This is a genomic window from Streptomyces sp. NPDC012888 (assembly GCF_042900645.1).
Classification (GTDB): Bacteria; Actinomycetota; Actinomycetes; order Streptomycetales; family Streptomycetaceae; genus Streptomyces.
Window position 1 is genome coordinate 543,826 of record NZ_JBIBBM010000001.1, and the last position, 18,593, is coordinate 562,418.

The 18,593-nt window shown below is 72.4% G+C and carries 18 protein-coding genes; 11 read left to right on the forward strand and 7 right to left on the reverse strand.

The window, feature by feature from the left end; genetic code table 11:
- The first annotated feature begins 46 nt into the window (after positions 1 to 46).
- On the forward strand, positions 47 to 322 hold the full coding sequence (locus tag ACFY61_RS02370; RefSeq protein ID WP_389465820.1) for a GlsB/YeaQ/YmgE family stress response membrane protein: 276 nt from the start codon (positions 47 to 49) through the stop codon (positions 320 to 322).
- Positions 323 to 401: 79 nt separating this feature from the next.
- Here the strand turns inward: ACFY61_RS02370 and tyrS are convergent, their stop codons facing one another.
- The 3 genes from tyrS to ACFY61_RS02385 form a co-directional block, all read right to left on the reverse strand.
- Positions 402 to 1,670: a tyrosine--tRNA ligase gene (tyrS, locus tag ACFY61_RS02375; protein WP_389465823.1), complete on the reverse strand. Its 1,269-nt coding sequence runs from the start codon at positions 1,668 to 1,670 to the stop codon at positions 402 to 404.
- A gap of 71 nt (positions 1,671 to 1,741) precedes the next feature.
- Entirely contained in the window at positions 1,742 to 3,145 is a 1,404-nt protein-coding gene (locus tag ACFY61_RS02380) for a metallopeptidase TldD-related protein (RefSeq protein ID WP_389465826.1), read from the reverse strand.
- 183 nt (positions 3,146 to 3,328) lie between these two features.
- Entirely contained in the window at positions 3,329 to 4,852 is a 1,524-nt protein-coding gene (locus tag ACFY61_RS02385; RefSeq protein WP_389465829.1) for a TldD/PmbA family protein, read from the reverse strand.
- A 183-nt stretch (positions 4,853 to 5,035) separates the two neighbouring features.
- On the opposite strand from ACFY61_RS02385, the gene fabG reads away from it, so the two are divergent.
- The 3 genes from fabG to ACFY61_RS02400 all read left to right on the forward strand — a co-directional run bounded on the left by fabG (position 5,036) and on the right by ACFY61_RS02400 (position 7,169).
- Complete coding sequence (gene fabG / locus ACFY61_RS02390; RefSeq protein WP_389465830.1) at positions 5,036 to 5,755, forward strand: 3-oxoacyl-[acyl-carrier-protein] reductase; 720 nt, start codon at positions 5,036 to 5,038, stop codon at positions 5,753 to 5,755.
- A 5-nt stretch (positions 5,756 to 5,760) separates the two neighbouring features.
- On the forward strand, positions 5,761 to 6,537 hold the full coding sequence (gene fabI / locus ACFY61_RS02395) for an enoyl-ACP reductase FabI (protein ID WP_389465832.1): 777 nt from the start codon (positions 5,761 to 5,763) through the stop codon (positions 6,535 to 6,537).
- Positions 6,538 to 6,713: 176 nt separating this feature from the next.
- The gene (locus ACFY61_RS02400) at positions 6,714 to 7,169 is read left to right on the forward strand and encodes a hypothetical protein (RefSeq protein ID WP_389465833.1); all 456 of its coding nucleotides are present in this window, start codon (positions 6,714 to 6,716) and stop codon (positions 7,167 to 7,169) included.
- A 14-nt stretch (positions 7,170 to 7,183) separates the two neighbouring features.
- Here ACFY61_RS02400 and ACFY61_RS02405 read toward each other — a convergent pair whose 3' ends face one another.
- Positions 7,184 to 7,861: a FadR/GntR family transcriptional regulator gene (locus tag ACFY61_RS02405; protein WP_389465836.1), complete on the reverse strand. Its 678-nt coding sequence runs from the start codon at positions 7,859 to 7,861 to the stop codon at positions 7,184 to 7,186.
- Positions 7,862 to 7,921: 60 nt separating this feature from the next.
- Between ACFY61_RS02405 and ACFY61_RS02410 the strand changes: the two genes are divergently transcribed.
- The 4 genes from ACFY61_RS02410 (at position 7,922) to ACFY61_RS02425 (ending at position 10,407) form a co-directional block, all read left to right on the forward strand.
- Positions 7,922 to 9,238 carry a CynX/NimT family MFS transporter gene (locus ACFY61_RS02410; RefSeq protein ID WP_389465838.1) on the forward strand — a complete coding sequence of 439 codons (1,317 nt, stop codon included), beginning with the start codon at positions 7,922 to 7,924 and terminating at the stop codon, positions 9,236 to 9,238.
- Between the two features lie 4 nt (positions 9,239 to 9,242).
- Positions 9,243 to 9,359 carry an SGM_5486 family transporter-associated protein gene (locus tag ACFY61_RS02415; protein ID WP_389465840.1) on the forward strand — a complete coding sequence of 39 codons (117 nt, stop codon included), beginning with the start codon at positions 9,243 to 9,245 and terminating at the stop codon, positions 9,357 to 9,359.
- A 192-nt stretch (positions 9,360 to 9,551) separates the two neighbouring features.
- Positions 9,552 to 9,758 (forward strand): hypothetical protein, encoded by a 207-nt coding sequence (locus ACFY61_RS02420; protein ID WP_389465843.1) that lies wholly within the window; start codon positions 9,552 to 9,554, stop codon positions 9,756 to 9,758.
- A gap of 127 nt (positions 9,759 to 9,885) precedes the next feature.
- Positions 9,886 to 10,407: a SixA phosphatase family protein gene (locus ACFY61_RS02425; RefSeq protein ID WP_389465846.1), complete on the forward strand. Its 522-nt coding sequence runs from the start codon at positions 9,886 to 9,888 to the stop codon at positions 10,405 to 10,407.
- A 72-nt stretch (positions 10,408 to 10,479) separates the two neighbouring features.
- Here the strand turns inward: ACFY61_RS02425 and serB are convergent, their stop codons facing one another.
- Complete coding sequence (gene serB, locus ACFY61_RS02430; protein ID WP_389465849.1) at positions 10,480 to 11,679, reverse strand: phosphoserine phosphatase SerB; 1,200 nt, start codon at positions 11,677 to 11,679, stop codon at positions 10,480 to 10,482.
- Positions 11,680 to 11,927: 248 nt separating this feature from the next.
- Here serB and ACFY61_RS02435 point away from each other — a divergent pair, with 248 nt between their 5' ends.
- On the forward strand, positions 11,928 to 14,498 hold the full coding sequence (locus tag ACFY61_RS02435) for an FHA domain-containing protein (protein WP_389465851.1): 2,571 nt from the start codon (positions 11,928 to 11,930) through the stop codon (positions 14,496 to 14,498).
- Positions 14,499 to 14,604: 106 nt separating this feature from the next.
- On the opposite strand, the gene ACFY61_RS02440 is transcribed toward ACFY61_RS02435, so the two are convergent.
- Positions 14,605 to 15,282, reverse strand: coding sequence for a transglycosylase SLT domain-containing protein (locus ACFY61_RS02440; RefSeq protein ID WP_389465853.1), 678 nt, complete (start codon positions 15,280 to 15,282; stop codon positions 14,605 to 14,607).
- Between the two features lie 495 nt (positions 15,283 to 15,777).
- Positions 15,778 to 16,530, reverse strand: a complete 753-nt coding sequence (locus tag ACFY61_RS02445; protein ID WP_389465856.1) for an SDR family NAD(P)-dependent oxidoreductase — start codon at positions 16,528 to 16,530, stop codon at positions 15,778 to 15,780.
- Positions 16,531 to 16,688: 158 nt separating this feature from the next.
- On the opposite strand from ACFY61_RS02445, the gene ACFY61_RS02450 reads away from it, so the two are divergent.
- On the forward strand, positions 16,689 to 17,840 hold the full coding sequence (locus ACFY61_RS02450; RefSeq protein WP_389465859.1) for a GAF domain-containing sensor histidine kinase: 1,152 nt from the start codon (positions 16,689 to 16,691) through the stop codon (positions 17,838 to 17,840).
- Positions 17,833 to 18,480, forward strand: a complete 648-nt coding sequence (locus ACFY61_RS02455) for a response regulator (RefSeq protein WP_389465861.1) — start codon at positions 17,833 to 17,835, stop codon at positions 18,478 to 18,480. The genes ACFY61_RS02450 and ACFY61_RS02455 overlap by 8 nt, the downstream gene beginning before the upstream one ends.
- Positions 18,481 to 18,593: the final 113 nt, after the last annotated feature.

Consider the following 18,593-nt stretch of genomic DNA (forward strand, 5'->3'; position numbering starts at 1 on the left):
GATCGAAACTGGGCCCACGTGCGCACACTGCGCCTAAGGAGGCGACATGAGTTGGTTGTGGGCGATCATCGTCGGGTTCGTGCTGGGGCTCATAGCCCGGGCCATCCTGCCGGGCAAACAGCACCAGCCCCTGTGGCTGACCACCCTCTTCGGCATCGTCGGCGCGATCCTCGGCAACGCCGTCGCCGGCTGGATCGGCGTCCGGGAGACCGCGGGCATCGACTGGATCCGGCACCTGCTCCAGCTCGCAGGGGCGGTCCTGATCGTGGGGGTCGGCGACATGATCTACATGTCGCTCCGGGGGCGCCGCCGGACGGCCTGAGCCGCCCCGGCCGCACCACGACGAAGGGGCCGGTACGGACGCACCGTCCGCACCGGCCCCTCGCGCGCGAAGGCGACGGTTACGCGCCGACGACCTCCACCGCGGCCAGGTTCTTCTTGCCGCGGCGCAGCACCAGCCAGCGCCCGTGGAGCAGGTCCTCACGGGCCGGAACGGCGTCCTCGGCGGTGATCTTCGCGTTGTTCACGTAGGCGCCGCCCTCCTTCACCGTGCGGCGCCCGGCCGACTTGCTGGCCACCAGCCCGGTCTCGGCGAACAGGTCCACCACCGGAACCAGGGCGTCGACCTTGGCGTGCGGCAGCTCGGACAGGGCGGCGGCCAGCGTGGCCTCGTCCAGCTCCGCCAGCTCGCCCTGGCCGAACAGCGCCTTCGACGCGGCGATCACGGCGGCGCACTGCTCGGCGCCGTGCACCAGCGTGGTCAGCTCCTCCGCGAGCGCCCGCTGCGCGGCGCGCGCCTGCGGCCGCTCGGCGGTCTGCGCCTCCAGCTCCTCCAGCTCCGCCATGGACTTGAAGGACAGGATCCGCATGTACGTCGAGATGTCCCGGTCGTCCACGTTCAGCCAGAACTGGTAGAACGCGTACGGCGTGGTCATCTCGGGGTCGAGCCAGACGGCGCCGCTCTCGGTCTTGCCGAACTTCGTGCCGTCCGCCTTCACCATCAGCGGGGTCGCCATCGCGTGCACGTTCGCGTGCGGCTCCACCTTGTGGATGAGGTCGAGGCCGGCCACCAGGTTGCCCCACTGGTCGGACCCGCCCTGCTGGAGGGTGCAGCCGTGCCGCCGGTACAGCTCCAGGAAGTCCATGCCCTGGAGCAGCTGGTAGCTGAACTCCGTGTAGCTGATCCCCTGGTCGGACTCCAGCCGGCGGGCCACCGAGTCCTTCGTCAGCATCTTGTTGACGCGGAAGTGCTTGCCGATGTCGCGAAGGAACTCGATGGCGGACATGCCGCCCGTCCAGTCCAGGTTGTTGACCAGGGTGGCCGCGTTCTCGCCCTCGAAGGAGAGGAACGGCTCGATCTGCGCCCGCAGCCGGGTCACCCAGTTCGCGACCGTCTCCGGGTCGTTCAGGGTGCGCTCGGCGGTCGGCCGCGGGTCGCCGATCTGACCGGTGGCCCCGCCGACCAGCGCCAGCGGCCGGTTACCGGCCAGCTGGAGCCGGCGCATGGTGAGCACCTGCACCAGGTGCCCCACGTGCAGCGAGGCCGCGGTCGGGTCGAAGCCGCAATAGAACGTGACCGGACCGTCCGCGAACGCCTTGCGCAGGGCCTCTTCGTCGGTGGACTGCGAGAACAGCCCGCGCCACTTGAGTTCGTCGACGATGTCCGTCACGGTCGTGACTCTCCTTGGAGGATGGAGTGAGTAGGGGTACGGATGAGGGGTTCGGACCACATTCTAGGTGGTCAGACGCCCTGGCTCACCGAACTCATGTTGAAATCGGGGATACGCAGGGCCGGCATGGCGGCCCTGGTGAACCAGTCGCTCCACTCCCTCGGCAGGGTCTTCTCGGTCCGGCCGGCCTCACAGGCCCGGGACAGCAGGTCCACCGGGGACTCGTTGAAGCGGAAGTTGTTCACCTCCCCGACGACCTCGCCGTCCTCCACCAGGTACACCCCGTCACGGGTCAGGCCGGTCAGCAGCAGGGTGGCCGGGTCGACCTCCCGGATGTACCAGAGGCAGGTCAGCAGCAGGCCCCGCCCGGTCGCGGCGACCATCTCGTCCAGCGACTTCTCCCCGCCGGCGTCCAGGATCAGGTTCCCGAAGCCCGGGGCCTGCGGCAGCCCGGTCATGTCCGCGGTGTGCCGGGTGGTGAGCAGCCGGTTCAGCTGCCCCTCGCGCACCCACTCCGTGGGCGGCACCGCCAGCCCGTTGTCGAACACCGACACGTCGTCGCCGGAGCTGTGCGCGATCACGTACGGCGCGGACTCCAGCCCGGGTTCCGCGGGGTCGCTGCGGAGGGTCAGCGGGAGCCCGGACAGCTTCTCCCCGACCCGGGTGCCGCCGCCCGGCTTGGAGAAGACCGTCCGGCCCTCCGCCGCGTCACGGGCCGACGCCGACCACATCTGGTAGATCAGCAGGTCCGCCACGGCCGACGGCGGCAGCAGGGTCTCGTACCGGCCGGCAGACAGCTCGACGCGCCGCTCGGCCCAGCCCAGCCGGACCGCCAGCTCGGCGTCCAGCACGGTCGGGTCCACGTCGGTGAAGTCCCGCGTCGAACGGCCCGCCCAGGCGGAGCGCAGCCGGCCGTCCGCCGCGGGCGCCTTGGCGTTGAGCTCGAGGGTGCCGTTGGGCTGGTCGTGCCGCAGCCGCAGCCCGGTGGAGCTGCCGACGTAGGTGGAGACCATCTCGTGGTTGGCGAAGCCGTACAGCTCCCGGCCGCCCTCCCGGGCCCGGGCGAAGGCCTCGCCGAGGGCGGGGGCGAACCGCGTGAACACTGCCGAGGAGGTCTCGGCCGGGGCCTCGCGGAACCCGGCCGACTCCGGCACCCCGCCGATCAGCGGACGGGCGTCCTCGGCGGGCCCGGCTGCCCGGGCGGCCGCCTCGGCGGCCCGTACCAGCGGCTCCAGGTCCTCCGCGGTGACCGCGGACCGGGACACCACCCCGGAGGCCGTGCCCTCCCGGCCGTCCACCATGGCGATCACGGTCAGCGTCCGGCCCCGGGTCACCCCGTTGGTGGTCAGCGCGTTCCCGGCCCACCGCAGGTTGGCGGTCGACTGCTCGTCGGCGATCACGACGCAGCCGTCGGCGGTGGACAGCTCCAGCGCCCGCTCGACGATCTCGTGCGGCTTCGTACGCGTAGTCGGCATCAGCGACCGGCCTCCTGAGTCGTGTTGAGACTGTGCTCACCCGGGGGGCAACCCCCGGACCCCCGGCGAGGGTGGTGGTGTCCGCGAGGGGTCATCGACCGGCCTCCTGGGTCGTGTTGAGACTGTGCTCACCCGGGGGGCAACCCCCGGACCCCCGGCGAGGGTGGTGGTGTCCGCGAGGGGTCATCGACCGGCCTCCTGGGTCGTGTTGAGGATGTTCACGCCGCGGAACAGCGCGGACGGGCAGCCGTGCGACACGGCCGCGACCTGGCCCGGCTGGGCCTTGCCGCAGTTGAACGCGCCGCCCAGCACGTACGTCTGCGGCCCGCCCACGGCCTCCATCGACCCCCAGAAGTCGGTGGTCGTGGCCTGGTAGGCGACGTCGCGGAGCTGGCCGGCCAGCCGGCCGTTCTCGATCCGGAAGAAGCGCTGACCGGTGAACTGGAAGTTGTACCGCTGCATGTCGATCGACCAGGAGCGGTCGCCGACCACGTAGATCCCGCGCTCCACCCCGCCGATCAGGTCCTCGGTGGACAGCCCGCCCGGATCCGGCTGGAGTGAGACGTTCGCCATCCGCTGGACCGGCACGTGCCCGGGGGAGTCGGCGAACGCGCAGCCGTTGGACCGCCCCAGGCCGGTCAGCCTGGCGATCCGCCGGTCGGTCTGGTAGCCGACCAGGGTGCCGCCCCGGACCAGGTCCCAGCTCTGCGCCTCGACGCCCTCGTCGTCGTAGCCGATGGTCGCCAGACCGTGCTCGGCCGTCCGGTCGCCCGTCACGTTCATGACCGGCGAGCCGTACTTCAGCGTGCCCAGCTGGTCGAACGTGGCGAACGAGGTCCCCGCGTACGCCGCCTCGTAGCCCAGCGCCCGGTCCAGCTCGGTGGCGTGGCCGATCGACTCGTGGATGGTGAGCCAGAGGTTCGACGGGTCCACGACCAGGTCGTACCGGCCCGCCTCCACGCTCGGCGCCCGCATCTTCTCGGCGAGCAGCTCCGGGATCCGCTCCAGCTCCCCGTCCCAGTCCCAGCCCGTGCCGGTCAGGTACTCCCAGCCGCGCCCGGCCGGCGGGGCGATCGTGCGCATCGAGTCGAACTCGCCGGTCCGCTCGTCCACCGACACCGCGGTGAGCTGCGGGTGGATCCGCACGCGCTGCTGGGTGGTCACCGTGCCCGCCGTGTCCGCGTAGAACTTGTTCTCGTGTACGGCCAGCAGCGAGGCGTCCACATGGGCCACGCCCTCGGCGCGCAGCAGCCGGTTGCTCCACTCGGCCAGCAGCGCCGCCTTGTCGGCGTCCGGAACGCCGAAGGGGTCGACGTCGTACGCGGAGACCCAGGTGCGGTCCGCGTGCACCGGCTCGTCCGCCAGCTCCACGCGCTCGTCGGACCCCGCCGCCTTGATCACCTTGGCGGACAGCTGCGCCATGGCCACGGCCTGGGAGGCGACCCGGGCGGCGCCGTCCATCGTCAGGTCCACGCCCGAGGCGAAGCCCCAGCTGCCCCCGTGCACGACCCGGACCGCGTAGCCGAGGTCGGTGGTGTCGGACCCGCCGGAGGGCTTGGCGTCCCGCAGCCGCCAGGAGGCGCTGCGGATGCGCTCCAGCCGGAAGTCGGCATGGTCGGCGCCCAGCGCGCGGGCCCGGGCGAGTGCCGCGTCGGCGAGCGCCCGCAGGGGCAGCGCGGTGAAGGCCGCGTCGATGGAATGGGGCACGGAATTCCTCCCTGGTCGGGGCCGGTCGCCACGATCATGTCGCGGTTGGGGCGGATGTGCCTAACTCTTTCTGTAGGGATCCGACAGAGCCCGTCCTGAGGCCCTGTCGGAGCCCGATTCTTTGTCCGGAGCGTCCGCCCGCTAGGTTTTCGGTATCCAGACCGCTAGCGAAAGGGTGATCCGTTGAGCCGCTCGGTTCTCGTCACCGGAGGAAACCGGGGCATCGGCCTCGCCATCGCCCGCGCCTTCGTCGACGCCGGCGACAAGGTCGCGATCACGTACCGCTCGGGCGAGCCCCCGGCCGAACTCACCGGGCTGGGCGTACTGGCGGTCCGCTGCGACATCACCGACTCCGAGCAGGTGGAGCAGGCCTACAAGGAGATCGAGGAGAAGCACGGCGCCGTCGAGGTGCTCGTCGCGAACGCCGGGATCACCAAGGACACGCTGCTGATGCGCATGTCCGAGGAGGACTTCACCTCGGTCCTGGACACCAACCTCACCGGCACCTTCCGCGTGGTCAAGCGCGCCAACCGCGGCATGCTCCGCGCCAAGAAGGGCCGCGTCGTCCTGATCTCCTCGGTCGTCGGGCTGCTCGGCTCGGCGGGCCAGGCGAACTACGCCGCCTCCAAGGCCGCCCTGGTCGGCTTCGCCCGCTCCCTCTCCCGCGAGCTGGGCTCCCGCAACATCACCTTCAACGTGGTCGCCCCCGGTTTCGTGGACACCGACATGACGAAGGTCCTCACCGACGAGCAGCGCGCCGGCATCGTGTCGCAGGTCCCGCTGGGCCGTTACGCGCAGCCGGAGGAGATCGCCGCCGCGGTGCGCTTCCTCGCGTCGGACGACGCGTCTTACATCACCGGAGCCGTCATTCCCGTTGACGGCGGATTGGGCATGGGTCACTGATCACCATGAGCGGAATTCTCGACGGCAAGCGCATTCTCATCACGGGCGTGCTCATGGAGTCCTCCATCGCCTTCCACGCCGCGAAGCTGGCCCAGGAGCAGGGCGCGGAGATCATCCTCACCGCCTGGCCGCGGCCGACGCTGACCGAGCGCATCGCCAAGAAGCTCCCCCGGCCCGAGAACGTCAAGGTCCTGGAGCTCGACGTCTCCAACGACGAGCACCTCGCCCGCCTGGAGGGCCAGGTCCGCGAGCAGCTGGGCGACCGCCTCGACGGCGTCGTCCACTCCATCGGCTTCGCCCCCCAGGACGCGCTCGGCGGCAACTTCCTCAACACGCCGTTCGAGTCGGTCGCGACGGCCATGCACGTCTCGGCCTTCTCGCTGAAGTCCCTGACGATGGCGCTGCTGCCGCTGATGAGCGAGGGCGGCTCCGTCGTCGGCCTCACCTTCGACGCGAAGTTCGCCTGGCCGCAGTACGACTGGATGGGCCCGGCCAAGGCGGCGCTGGAGGCCACCAGCCGTTACATGGCCCGTGACCTGGGCAAGCAGAACATCCGTTGCAACCTGGTCTCGGCCGGTCCGCTCGGTTCGATGGCCGCCAAGTCCATCCCGGGCTTCGGCGAGCTGGCGAGCGTCTGGGACAGCCGCTCCCCGCTGGAGTGGGACCTGTCCGACCCGGAGCCGGCGGGCCGCGCCATCGTGGCGCTGCTCTCCGACTGGTTCCCGAAGACCACCGGCGAGATCGTCCACGTGGACGGCGGCCTGCACGCGATCGGCGCCTGAGCTCCGCCACGACCCGCGAGCACCGCGGAGGCCGCGCTCCCCGCAGGGGGGCGCGGCCTCCGCGTTCGCACGCCACGGCTGGGCCGACCGGACTTCCGACTCGTGAAACCGGTCGGATGCCTGCAAACTGGCCGGGTCGGGATCTTCCCGGCGCGCTGCGGGGAGGAGGTGCGGGAGTGCGTGCGAGGCCGAACCGAGCGGTGTCGCTGCTGGTCACCTCAGCCGTCCTGACCGGCCTCCTGATCCCGGGGGCGGCGGCGCAGGCCTCCCGTACCGGCCGGGCCGGCGACCCCCCGGCCGCCGCCGGCGTCCCCGACGGCACGGGTGCGGGAGCCGGGGCCGGGCTCGCCGACCTCCCGGCCGAGCCGCCCGCCCAGCCGCGCCGGTCCCCGGCCGGCGAGCTCTTCGGCGCCGACTGCGACATCGACATCCAGGGCTCCTACGTCACCGCGTACTGCCACAACCCGTACCCCGAGACCGACCGGGTCAGCCTGCACGTCGAGTGCGACCGCTGGTGGGACGTGGACGGGGACCGCGCCCCGGTGGCCCTGCACCCCGCGGGCCGGGTCGAGCTGGCCGCCCGCTGCTGGAAGGAGGTCCGCTCGGCCTGGGTCGGGCACGGGCGCGGCTGAGCCCGACCGCCCGCTCAAGCCCCTTCGCGCCCCAGGCAGGCGAAGGGGTAGCCGGCCGCCTCCGAGGCCGCCGTGTCGCCGTCGCCGCGCCGGATCGCCTCGATCAGCCGCCCGTGGTCCATGTGCGACTCCGGGGTCAGCTCGGTGCCCACGTCCCCGCGCAGCCAGTCCCGCACCAGGTCGCCGAGGTCGGCGTAGAGCCCGACCAGCACCTCGTTGTGCGAGGCGGCCACCACCGCCATGTGCAGGGCCACGTCCGCGGCGACGAACCGCTCCGCGTCCCCCGACGCCCACGCCTCCTCGCGCCGCGCGAGCAGCGCGTCCAGCTGCGCCAGGTCGCGCCCGGTGCGCCGCTCGGCCGCCAGCCTGGCCGCCGAGGACTCCAGGGTGGACCGCAGCTCGGCGACGTGCCGCGGGTCCGCGCCCGCGAACCGGCGGTGCATCACCCCGGCCAGCTCGCTGGTGGCGAGCACGTACGTACCGGAGCCCTGCCGGATGTCCAGCAGGCCGTTGTGGGCCAGCGCCCGCACGGCCTCGCGCACCGTGTTGCGGGCCACGCCGAGCAGTTCCACGAGCTCGGGCTCGGTGGGGATGCGGCTGCCCACCGGCCATTCGCCCGAGGTGATCTGGTTGCGCAGCTGGGCGATCACCTGGTCGACCAGGGCGGAGCGCCGGGGCGAGGTCAGTGGCATGGGACCCTCTCGTCGGTCACGACTGGACAACCAATCATCCCATGATTCTATGATGGACCGATGCACGACGAAGACATCCGGACCCTCGACCGGCGGGCCACCCCCGCCGACCGCACCGGCACCACCCCCGCCCGCACCCCCGCCAGAGCCGCCGAGCCCACCCGGCCCCGCTGGCTCGGCACCGTCCTCGTCGTCGGAATCGTGCTCGCCGCCCTCAACCTGCGGCCCGCCATCACCAGCCTCGGCGCCCTCTTCGAGGAGGCCCGCACCGGCCTCCACATGAGCGGCCCCGTCGCCGGCCTGATCACCTCCGTCCCGGCCCTCTGCTTCGCTGTCTTCGGCATCACCGCCCCCCGGCTCTCCCGCCGCTTCGGCCCGGCCGCCGTGGTCTGCGCCGGCATGGGTCTCGTCGCGGCCGGCCTGCTGGTCCGCCCCTTCATGGACGACGCGGCCTCCTTCCTCGCCTTCAGCGCCCTCACCCTCGCCGGCATCGCCCTCACCAACGTGCTGCTCCCGGTGATCGTCAAGCGCTGGTTCCCGGACCGGGTCGGCACCATGACCGGCCTCTACTCGATGGCCCTGGCCGTCGGCACCTCCCTGGCCGCCGCCGCCACCGTCCCCATGACCGAGGGCCTGTTCGACGGCGACTGGCGCACGGGCCTGCTGGTCTGGGCCGCCCTCGCGCTGGTCGCCGTACTGCCGTGGCTGCCCGTGATCCGCGCCGACCGCCGCGACCGCGCCGGGAACGCCCCGGCCACCGGGGCGGCCGGCAGCGCCGCCGGCGGCCCCCGGGTCGCACGCAGCCGTACCGCCTGGGCCCTGGCCTGCTACTTCGGCCTCCAGGCCACCGGCGCCTACACCACCATGGGCTGGCTCCCGCAGATCTTCCGCGACGCCGGGGTCTCCGCCGGCACCGCCGGCGTACTGCTCGCCGTCACCATGGCCATGGGCGTCCCGCTCGCCTTCGTCATCCCCGGCCTCGCCGGCCGGATGAAGCACCAGAGCCCCATCGCCGCCGGCCTCGGCCTGTTCGGCCTCGTCGGCTACCTCGGCCTGTACTTCGCCCCCGCCGCCGGAGCCTGGGCCTGGGCCCTGCTGCTCGGCATCTCCAACTGCGCCTTCCCGCTCGCCATCACGATGATCGGACTGCGCGCCAAGTCCCCGGCCGGGGTGGTCAGGCTCTCCGCCTTCGCCCAGTCCACCGGCTACCTCATCTCCATCCCCGGCCCACTGCTCATCGGCACCCTCTACCAGCACAGCGGCGGCTGGGACCTGCCGCTGGTCCTGATGGCGGCCCTGCTCGTGCCCCAGATCGCCCTCGGCGTCCTGGCCGGCCGGGACCGCACCGTCGAGGACGAATGCGGCATGGGAGACTGACCGCATGCCCGTCCTCGAACCGAACCCCAAGAACGGTCACAAGATGCTCGGCATCGTGCTCGGCGCGATGCTCGGCGTGACCGTCCTCATCGCCGTCATCGCCACCGCCGTCTCCCCCTGACCGCACCCCGCCCCGGGCCGGGACGGCCGTCCCCCGCACCGGGGGTGGGGACAACCCCACCTCCCCTAGGGGGCCCGGGTCAGGGTCGAGTCGGGTGCCTCCCCGATGGGAACCGGGCCCGCCCCTCCGTAGATTCGCCGGTGGAGCAGCGCACGGACGCGCTCCGACCAGGCGGAGCGACAGGGGGCGGCGATGACGGCACCGATCCGGAACCGGACGGGGGCCCGTCCGCGCGGCCCCGTACAGGCCACCCTGCCCTGGTGGGCCCTGGCCCTGCCCACCCTCGCCTTCGGTCTGCTCTTCGCGCTGCTCGGCGGGACCGGCGGGGCCGGGGCCGCCCCCCACGGCACCGCCCTCACCCAGCTCGTCGAGACCGCCCTGCACGCCCTCGCCGGCTGACGGCGGCGACCCCCGTACGGCGCCCTCCGGCCCCCACCGGCCGCGCACCGCACCACTCGGCACCCCCAGGGGTGAGGCCCCCCAACACCCTGCGCCACATGGCTCGTTTCGTGCGAAGCTGGGGTGCATGAGCGCCGATACACCCCGCAGGATCGTCCTCCTCCGGCACGCCAAGGCCGACTGGCCGGACGTGGCCGACCACGACCGGCCGCTGGCCGAACGCGGCCGCCAGGACGCCCCGGCCGTCGGACTGAAGCTGGCAGAGACCGGCATCCGCTTCGACCTGGCCCTCTGTTCCACCGCGGTCCGCACCCGCGAGACCTGGAAGCTCGCCGCCCCGAAGCTGGAGCACCGCCCCCGCACCGCGTACGAGGAGCGGCTCTACGAGGCCTCCCTCGGCGAGCTGATCGCCCTCCTCAACGAAGTCCCCGACGAAGTCGCCGACCTCCTGGTCATCGGCCACAACCCCGGCATGCACGCCCTCGCCGACGCCCTCGCCGGCCGTAGCGAGGGCGACACCCTGGCCCGGATGTCGCGCACCGGCTTCCCGACCTCCGCCCTGGCAGTGCTCACCTTCACCGGCTCCTGGAAGTCCGTGGAGCACGGCGTCGGCACCCTGGTCGACTTCTGGACGCCCAAGGACCGCTGACCCGCCGTACGCGGGCGGGCCCCGGCGGTCACCAGGACCGCCGGGGCCCGCCCCCGCGTACGCCGGCCTCCGCTACGCCAGGTCGGCGGCCTCGACCTCTTCGCGGGTGATCCCGAGCAGGTACAGCACCGCGTCCAGGAACGGCACGTTCACCGCGGTGTGCGCGGCCTCCCGGACCACCGGCTTCGCGTTGAACGCCACCCCGAGCCCGGCCGCGTTCAGCATGTCCAGGTCGTTCGCTCCGTCACCGATGGCCACCGTCTGGGCCAGCGGCACACCGGCCTCCGAGGCGAACCGGCGCAGCAGCCGCGCCTTCCCCGCGCGGTCCACGATCTCGCCGGTCACCCGCCCGGTGAGCTTGCCGTCCACGATCTCCAGGGTGTTCGCCGAGGCGAAGTCCAGCCCCAGCCGCTCCTGAAGGTCGTCCGTGACCTGCGTGAACCCGCCGGACACCACACCCACCTGGTAGCCGAGCCGCTTCAGGGTCCGGATGAGCGTCCGCGCGCCCGGAGTCAGCCGGACCTCGGCCCGCACCTTGTCCACCACCGAGACGTCCAGCCCCTCCAGCAGCGCCACCCGGGCGTGCAGGGACTGCTCGAAATCCAGCTCCCCGCGCATCGCCCGGGCCGTGACCTCAGCCACCTGCTCCTCGCAGCCGGCGTGCGCCGCGAACAGCTCGATGACCTCGTCCTGGATCAGCGTGGAGTCCACGTCCATGACCACCAGCCGCTGCGCCCGCCGGTGCAGGCCGGCCGAGACCACGGCCACGTCCACGCCGATCTGCGCGGCCTCGGTGGCCAGGGCGGTCCGCAGCGGCTCGGTCTCGGTGCCGGAGACGGCGAACTCCACGGCGGTCACCGGATACTTCGCGAGCCGGAAGATACGGTCGATGTTGCCGCCGACGTCGGTGATCCGGGCGGCGATGGCCGCCGTGGACTCGGCGGTGAGCGGGTGGCCCAGCACCGTCACATGGGACCGGCCACTGCCGCGCGGCCGGTTGTCGCCGGTACCGGACAGGATCTCGGCCTGGAGCTTCAGGGACTCGGCCCAGCTGTGCACGGTGGCCCGGAGCTCGCCCTCGGTGCCGGCGGTGGGCTGGGTGATCAGGGCGCACAGCACGATGCGGCCGCGGGTGACCACCTGCTCGATGTCGACCACGTCGACGGAGTAGGCGGCGAGGGTGTCGAACAGCCCGGCGGTGATCCCGGGACGGTCCTTGCCGAAGATCTTGACGAGGAGGGTGGGGACGTCGGAGGTCTGCGAAGCGCTCATGGTGCTCTCACCGTATCCCCCCGCCCCGCACGAACGTCCCCCCGTCCCACCCACCGGGCACCCGCCGGTCACCCCCGCGGCGGCACGCACCCGCGGGCGAGTCGCCCGCTACCTCCCGTTCCGGCCCTCTTCGACAAGGCCCGGATTCCACTTGTGGCCGCGAGCCTGGAATAGTTCCCCCGGATGTTCGCCATCCCTAGACTCCCTGACTGCAGGGGGATTCTCGGGGGACAACAAGTGGGGCTGGAGTGCCGGAACTCGTACTGGAATTGAACGGAAGGACCTGGACCCTCGATCCGTCCAGGTCGTACTCGCTGGGCCGCGACCCCCAGGGGGACGTGGTGATCGACGACGCCCGCGTCTCGTGGCGGCACGCCACCATCACCTGGAACGGCCGGGGTTGGGCCATCGAGGACCACGGGAGCACCAACGGCACGTACGTGCGGGGCGCCCGGGTCCAGCAGACCGAACTGACGCCGGGCACCCCGGTGCACCTCGGCAACGCCAACGACGGGCCGCGGCTCGACTTCACCGCGGCCGCACCGGCCGCCGCTGCCGCCGCGCCCCAGCAGGCCGCGCACCCGGCCGCGGCCGGCTGGCACGCCGCACCACAGCACCAGCAGCCGCAGCCGCAGGGCTATGCCCAGCCGCAGCACCAGCAGCCGCAGCAGCAGCACCAGCAGGTCCCGCAGCAGCCGCAGTACCAGCAGCAGGCCCATCAGCAGCACGCCCCGCAGCAGCAGTTCCCGCACCAGCAGGGCGCCCCGCAGCAGCCCGTCCAGGGTCCTGCCGGCGGCGGGCAGGGGTACGGCGACCGCAGCCCGACCACCTTCCACCAGATCGCGGTCGGCCGCGTCATGCGCATCGGTCGTGCCCTGGACAACGAGCTGGTCGTATCCGACCTCCAAGTGTCCCGGCACCACGCCGAGTTCCGGGCCACCGGCGGCCGCTTCGAGATCCACGACCTCGGCAGCCACAACGGCACCTATGTCAACGGCCAGGCGCTGCCCAAGTCCGGCTCCGCGATGCTCGGCCCCAACGACATCGTCGGCGTCGGCCACTCCACCTTCCGCATCGTCGGCGACCGGCTGGAGGAGTTCGTCGACACCGGCGAGGTCTCCTTCTCGGCCCGCCACCTGACCGTCACCGTCGACGGCGGCAAGCAGATCCTCAAGGACGTCACCTTCGGCGTCCCGGAGAAGTCGCTGATCGGCGTCATCGGCCCGTCCGGCTCCGGCAAGTCGACCCTGCTCAAGGCGCTGACCGGTTACCGGCCCGCCGACCAGGGCGACGTCCTCTACGACAACCGCAACCTGTACAAGCAGTTCGCGGAGCTCCGCCAGCGCATCGGCCTGGTCCCGCAGGACGACATCCTGCACAAGGAGCTGAAGGTCTCCACGGCCCTGAAGTACGCGGCCAAGCTGCGCTTCCCCGGCGACACCGCCGAATCCGAGCGCGCCGCCCGCATCGACGAGGTCCTGCGCGAGCTCAAGCTCGACATCCACAAGGACAAGAAGATCACCGCGCTCTCCGGCGGCCAGCGCAAGCGCGTGTCCGTGGCCCTGGAGCTGCTCACCAAGCCGTCGCTGATCTTCCTCGACGAGCCGACCTCGGGCCTGGACCCGGGCATGGACCGCGACGTCATGCAGCTGCTCCGCGGCCTCGCCGACGACGGCCGCACCGTCCTGGTCGTCACCCACTCCGTGGCCGAGCTGTCGCTCTGCGACAAGCTGCTGGTCATGGCCCCGGGCGGCTCGGTCGCCTACTTCGGCCCGCCGGAGGAGGCGCTCAACTTCTTCGGCTACCAGACCTGGGCCGACGTGTTCTCGGCGTTCGAGAACTACCGCGACTACGACTGGGCCGGCCGCTGGAAGGGCTCGCAGCACTACCAGCTGTACGCCGCCGACCTGGACGCGCAGGCCCCGCAGTCGGTCACCATGCCCTCGCCGCAGCAGCTCAACCCGAAGAAGGCGCAGGGCTGGGGCGACCAGCTGCTGACCCTGATCCGGCGCTACGTCGCGGTGATCGCGTCCGACAAGGGCTTCCTGGGCCTGATGCTGATCCTGCCGGCCGTCCTCGGCGTGGTCTCCACGGTGATCCCGGCCGACTTCGGCCTGGCCCCGCCGACGCCGCCGTCCCGCTTCAACGGCGACGCGGGCACGATCATGCTGATCCTCGCGGTCGGCATGTGCTTCTCCGGCGCCGCCAACTCGGTCCGCGAGCTGATCAAGGAACGGGTCATCTACGAGCGCGAACGGGCCACCGGCCTGTCCCGCTCGGCGTACCTGATGTCGAAGGTGATCGTCCTCGGCTTCATCACCGCAGTCCAGGGCGTGATCATCTGCGGGATCGGCTTCGCCGCCCGCGAGCTGCCCGAAGACGGCCTGTTCATGAACCCGGCCGTCGAGCTCTGCCTCTCGGTCATCGCCCTCGGCTTCACCTCGATGATGTTCGGCCTGGTGATCTCCTCGCTGGTCAAGACCGCCGAGAAGACCATGCCGCTGCTCGTCATGTTCGCGATCGTCCAGGTCGTGTTCACCGGCATCCTGTTCCAGGTCTACGACAGCCCCGGCCTGGAGCAGTTCGCCTGGCTGATGCCGTCCCGCTGGGCCGTCGCGGCCGCCGGCACCACCCTGGACCTCGGCCGCCTCATGCCGCCGTGGGACCACAAGAACCCCGACAACGTGGACCCGCTGTGGGAGGCCACCGTCGGGCAGTGGACGCTGGACATCACCGTCCTGCTGCTGCTGGGCATCGCCTGCGGCTTCGCGGTGGCGCGCCTGCTGCGCCGCCACGAGCCCGAGGTCATGCGCAAGTAGTCCCCCGGGACTCCAGGAGCGCCGAACGCCGCGGGGCGGCACCCGGAACCGGGTGCCGCCCCGCGGCGCATGGGGGTGAAGAGGCTGCCGGAGGCAGTGGCGCGGCTCAGTAGGCGCTGTTGACGTTGTCCATCGAGCCGTAGCGGTCGGCCGCGTAGTTGCAGGCGGCGACGATGTTGGCGACCGGGTCGTACTGGTCGAACTTGGTGCCCTTGACGTGGTACGCCTTGAAGGTCGGGTAGATGACCTGGAGCAGGCCCTTGCTCGGGACGCCGTTCTGGGCGTTGATGTCCCAGTTGTTGATCGCGCGCGGGTTGCCGGAGGACTCCCGCATGATGTTCTTGTGGATGCCCTGGTAGGTGCCGGGGATGCCTTCCTTCTTCATGATGAAGAGGGCTTCCTTGATCCAGCCGTCGAGGTTGTTGGCGAAGACCGGCTTGCGGGCGGCGGCGCGGCTCGCGGCCGCCTTCTGCTCGCGGGCCTTCTTCGCGGCGGCCTCGGCCTTGGCCTTGGCCTCGGCGTCCGCCTTGGCCTTGGCGGCCTTGGCCTGCTTGTCGGCGAAGGCCTGCTGGGCGACGACGCTGTCGACGGTCTTGTGCTGCGTGGAGGCCACGACCTGCGTCCAGGCGACGGGGGCGGCGGTGACGGTCTCGGCGGACTCGGCGGCGCCGGCCGGCACCAGGGAGAAGGCGAGGGCGGCGGTACCGAGGGTCGCGACACCGGCGATCGACATCTTGTGGGCCTTGGTCAGACGGCTATGACCGGCAGAGCTGGACGCAGACATGCAGAGCAACCTCTTCGAATAGCGGGGGCCGCAGGAAAGCGCTGCGTAGATCTTCCGACCTCGCAGCGCCGTGCGACGGCAGCCATTCTTAGCGGCGGCAAAATCCTGTGGCAAAGGTGTGACGTACGAAGCCGGATAGTGGATCAGGGACCCCCGAACGGCCCTTGATTCCGGCGCCTGACCCGGCCCCTACGGCATTCACGGCACCTTTACACCTCCACTAGGCGCCTTCGTAAGTGATGTGCGTCCTATGCGCGGGCTCACATCGGTCACGTAACGGCTTCACCTTCTGTTGCCCCCGCAATGCAATCAGTGAGGCCCCTCGGCCGGAAGGCGGAGGCGGACGCCGCCGAACTCGTTCCAGAGGCAGAGGCGGCCCACCGCCACCTGCTACCCGCGGCGTACGGCCGCGCTGTTCCGCCGGTGTCCGGGCCGAAAGTCCGGGAGGTATGTCCCTTATATGGGGAGAGGTGGTGCTCTGTACGGTCCGGCCGTTCACCGCCCCGCCCGCACCGCGGCACCGGAGCCGCCCACCGGCGGCACGTCCCCCGCCGCCGGCCCCACCAGGCCCGCCGCCGTGTACCGCCCGCTCGGCGGCCGCTCCGCCACCAGCCGCCCCAGCACCGCGGCCACCTCCTCGGGCGCCGGAAGCCCCGACAGGTCCTCGCCCGGCTCCGCCGCCGCCATCATGCGCGTCCGCATCGACCCCGGGTCCACCCACCACACCCGCAACCCCGGCTCCTCCACCGCCAGCACCCCCGACAGCAGGTCCAGCCCCGCCTTCGTCGCCCCGTACGCCCCCCACGTCGCGTACGGCACCACCGCCGCGGCCGAACTCACGTTGAGCACCGCCCCCGCCGGCGACCCCCGCAGCAGCGGCGCAGCCGCCTGGTACAGCCCCAGCGGCCCCACCAGGTTCACCTCCAGCGCCGCCCTGAACCCCGCCAACGGCTGCTCCGCCAACGGCACCAGCGGCTCCGCCCCCAGCACCCCCGCGTTGTTCACCAGCAGGTCCAGCCCGCCCAGCTCCCGTGCCGCCTCCACCAGCGCCGAACGGTGCTCCGCCGAGGCCACGTCCCCGGACACAGGCACCGCCCGCACACCCAGCCGCTCCACCCGGGCCGCCGCCCGCTCCAGCTCCCCGGCCCCCCGCGCGCCCAGCACCAGATCGAAGCCCCGGCCGGCCAGCTCCACCGCCAGCGCCAGGCCCAGCCCCCGGGACGCCCCCGTCACCACCGCCACCGACACGACCGCTCCCCTTCCCGTCCCACGACCTGTGGTCCGACCCCCCAACGTAGGAACCGAACACCCCGCGCACCTCGGCCGCCCGCCCGACCCCGCACCCGCCCATGGGCCTACGCCTCCGGCCCGATACGGCAGGTCAACGCCTCGGTTACGGTGAGGCCATGCACAACGGACCGGAACGCACCGGCCTGGCCGCGGTCAGCACCGCACTCCTGGCCATGAGCCGGCACCTGGAGGTCCGCGACGTCCTCAAGACGATCGTCGTCTCGGCCCGCGAGCTCCTCGACGCCGAGTACGCGGCCCTCGGCGTCCCCGACGACCACGGCGGCTTCGCCCAGTTCGTCGTGGACGGCGTCACCGACGAGCAGTGGCGCCGCATCGGCCCGCTGCCCCGCCAGCACGGCGTCCTCGCCTCGATGCTCCACTCGCCCGGCGTCGAGCGGCTCGCCGACGTACGCCAGGACCCCCGCTTCGAGGGCTGGCCCGCCGCCCACCCCGAGATGTCCGACTTCCTCGGCCTGCCGATCCGCGACGGCGACGAGATCCTCGGCGCCCTCTTCCTCGCCAACAAACGCTGCCCCCGCCCCGGCGCGGCCGGCTGCGGATTCACCGAGGAAGACGAGACGGTGCTCCGCATCCTCGCCCAGCACGCGGCCATGGCCCTCACCAACGCCCGGCTCTACGAACGCAGCCGTGAACTCACCATCGCCGAGGAACGCTCCAGGCTGGCCCACGAGCTGCACGACGCCGTCTCCCAGAAGCTGTTCTCCCTCCGCCTCACCGCCCAGGCCGCCGCCGCACTCGTCGACCGCGACCCGGCCCGCGCCAGGCGCGAACTCGAGGAGGTCGCCGAGCTCGCCGCCGAGGCCGCCGACGAGCTGCGCGCGGCGGTGGTCGAGCTCCGCCCCGCCGCCCTCGACGAGGACGGCCTGGTCGCCACCCTCCGCAACCAGGTCCGCGTACTGGACCGCGCCCACGCCGCCCGGGTCACCTTCGCCAGCGACGGGGTGCGGGCCCTGCCCAGCGGCCAGGAGGAGGCCCTCCTCCGGGTCGCCCAGGAAGCCCTCCACAACGCCCTGCGCCACTCCGGCGCCGCCCACGTCGACGTGAGCCTCCGCCGCGACGGCGGCCGCGTCTCCCTCCGGGTCGCCGACGACGGCAGCGGGTTCGACCCCGGCGCGGTCCGCCGGGCCGGCCGCCACCTGGGCCTCGTCTCCATGCGGGACCGCGCGGCCGGCGCCGGCGGCACCCTCACCGTCCGGTCGGCCCCCGGCGCCGGAACCACGATCGACATGGAGGTCCCCGGTGCCTGACAAGCGGATCCGGGTCCTGCTGGTGGACGACCACCAGGTCGTGCGCCGCGGCCTGCGGACCTTCCTGGAGGTCCAGGAGGACATAGAGGTCGTCGGCGAGGCCGCGGACGGCGCCGGGGGAGCGGCCCTGGCAGTGGAACTCCTCCCCGACGTGATCCTGATGGACATCAAGATGCCCGGGACCGACGGCATCGAGGCCCTCAAGCGGCTCCGAGAGCTGGACAGCCCCGCCCGGGTACTGGTCGTCACCAGCTTCACGGAACAGCGGACGGTCATCCCGGCGCTGCGGGCGGGCGCGGCCGGCTACGTCCACAAGGACATCGACCCCGACGCCCTGGCCGCCGCCATCCGCTCGGTGCACGCCGGTCACGTCCTGCTGCACCCCGGCATCGCCGCCGCCCTCCTCGCCCAGGACGAGCAGCCGCCCGCCCCCACCCGTGGTTCCACCCTCACCGAGCGGGAGCGCGAGGTGCTCGCCCTGATCGCCGACGGCCGCTCCAACCGGGAGATCGCCCGCGCCCTGGTGCTCTCCGAGAAGACCGTCAAGACCCACGTCTCCAACATCCTGATGAAGCTGGACGTGGCCGACCGCACCCAGGCCGCGCTCTGGGCCGTACGCACGGGTAACGCCACGGACTGAGGTCCCCGCCGGCACCGGGCCGCGCCCCTCCAGCCCGAGCGGCCTGACCGTGCGGCCGGGCTTCGCCGGGGCACGCGGGGCTCCGCCCCGCACCCCGCGCCTCAATCGCCGGC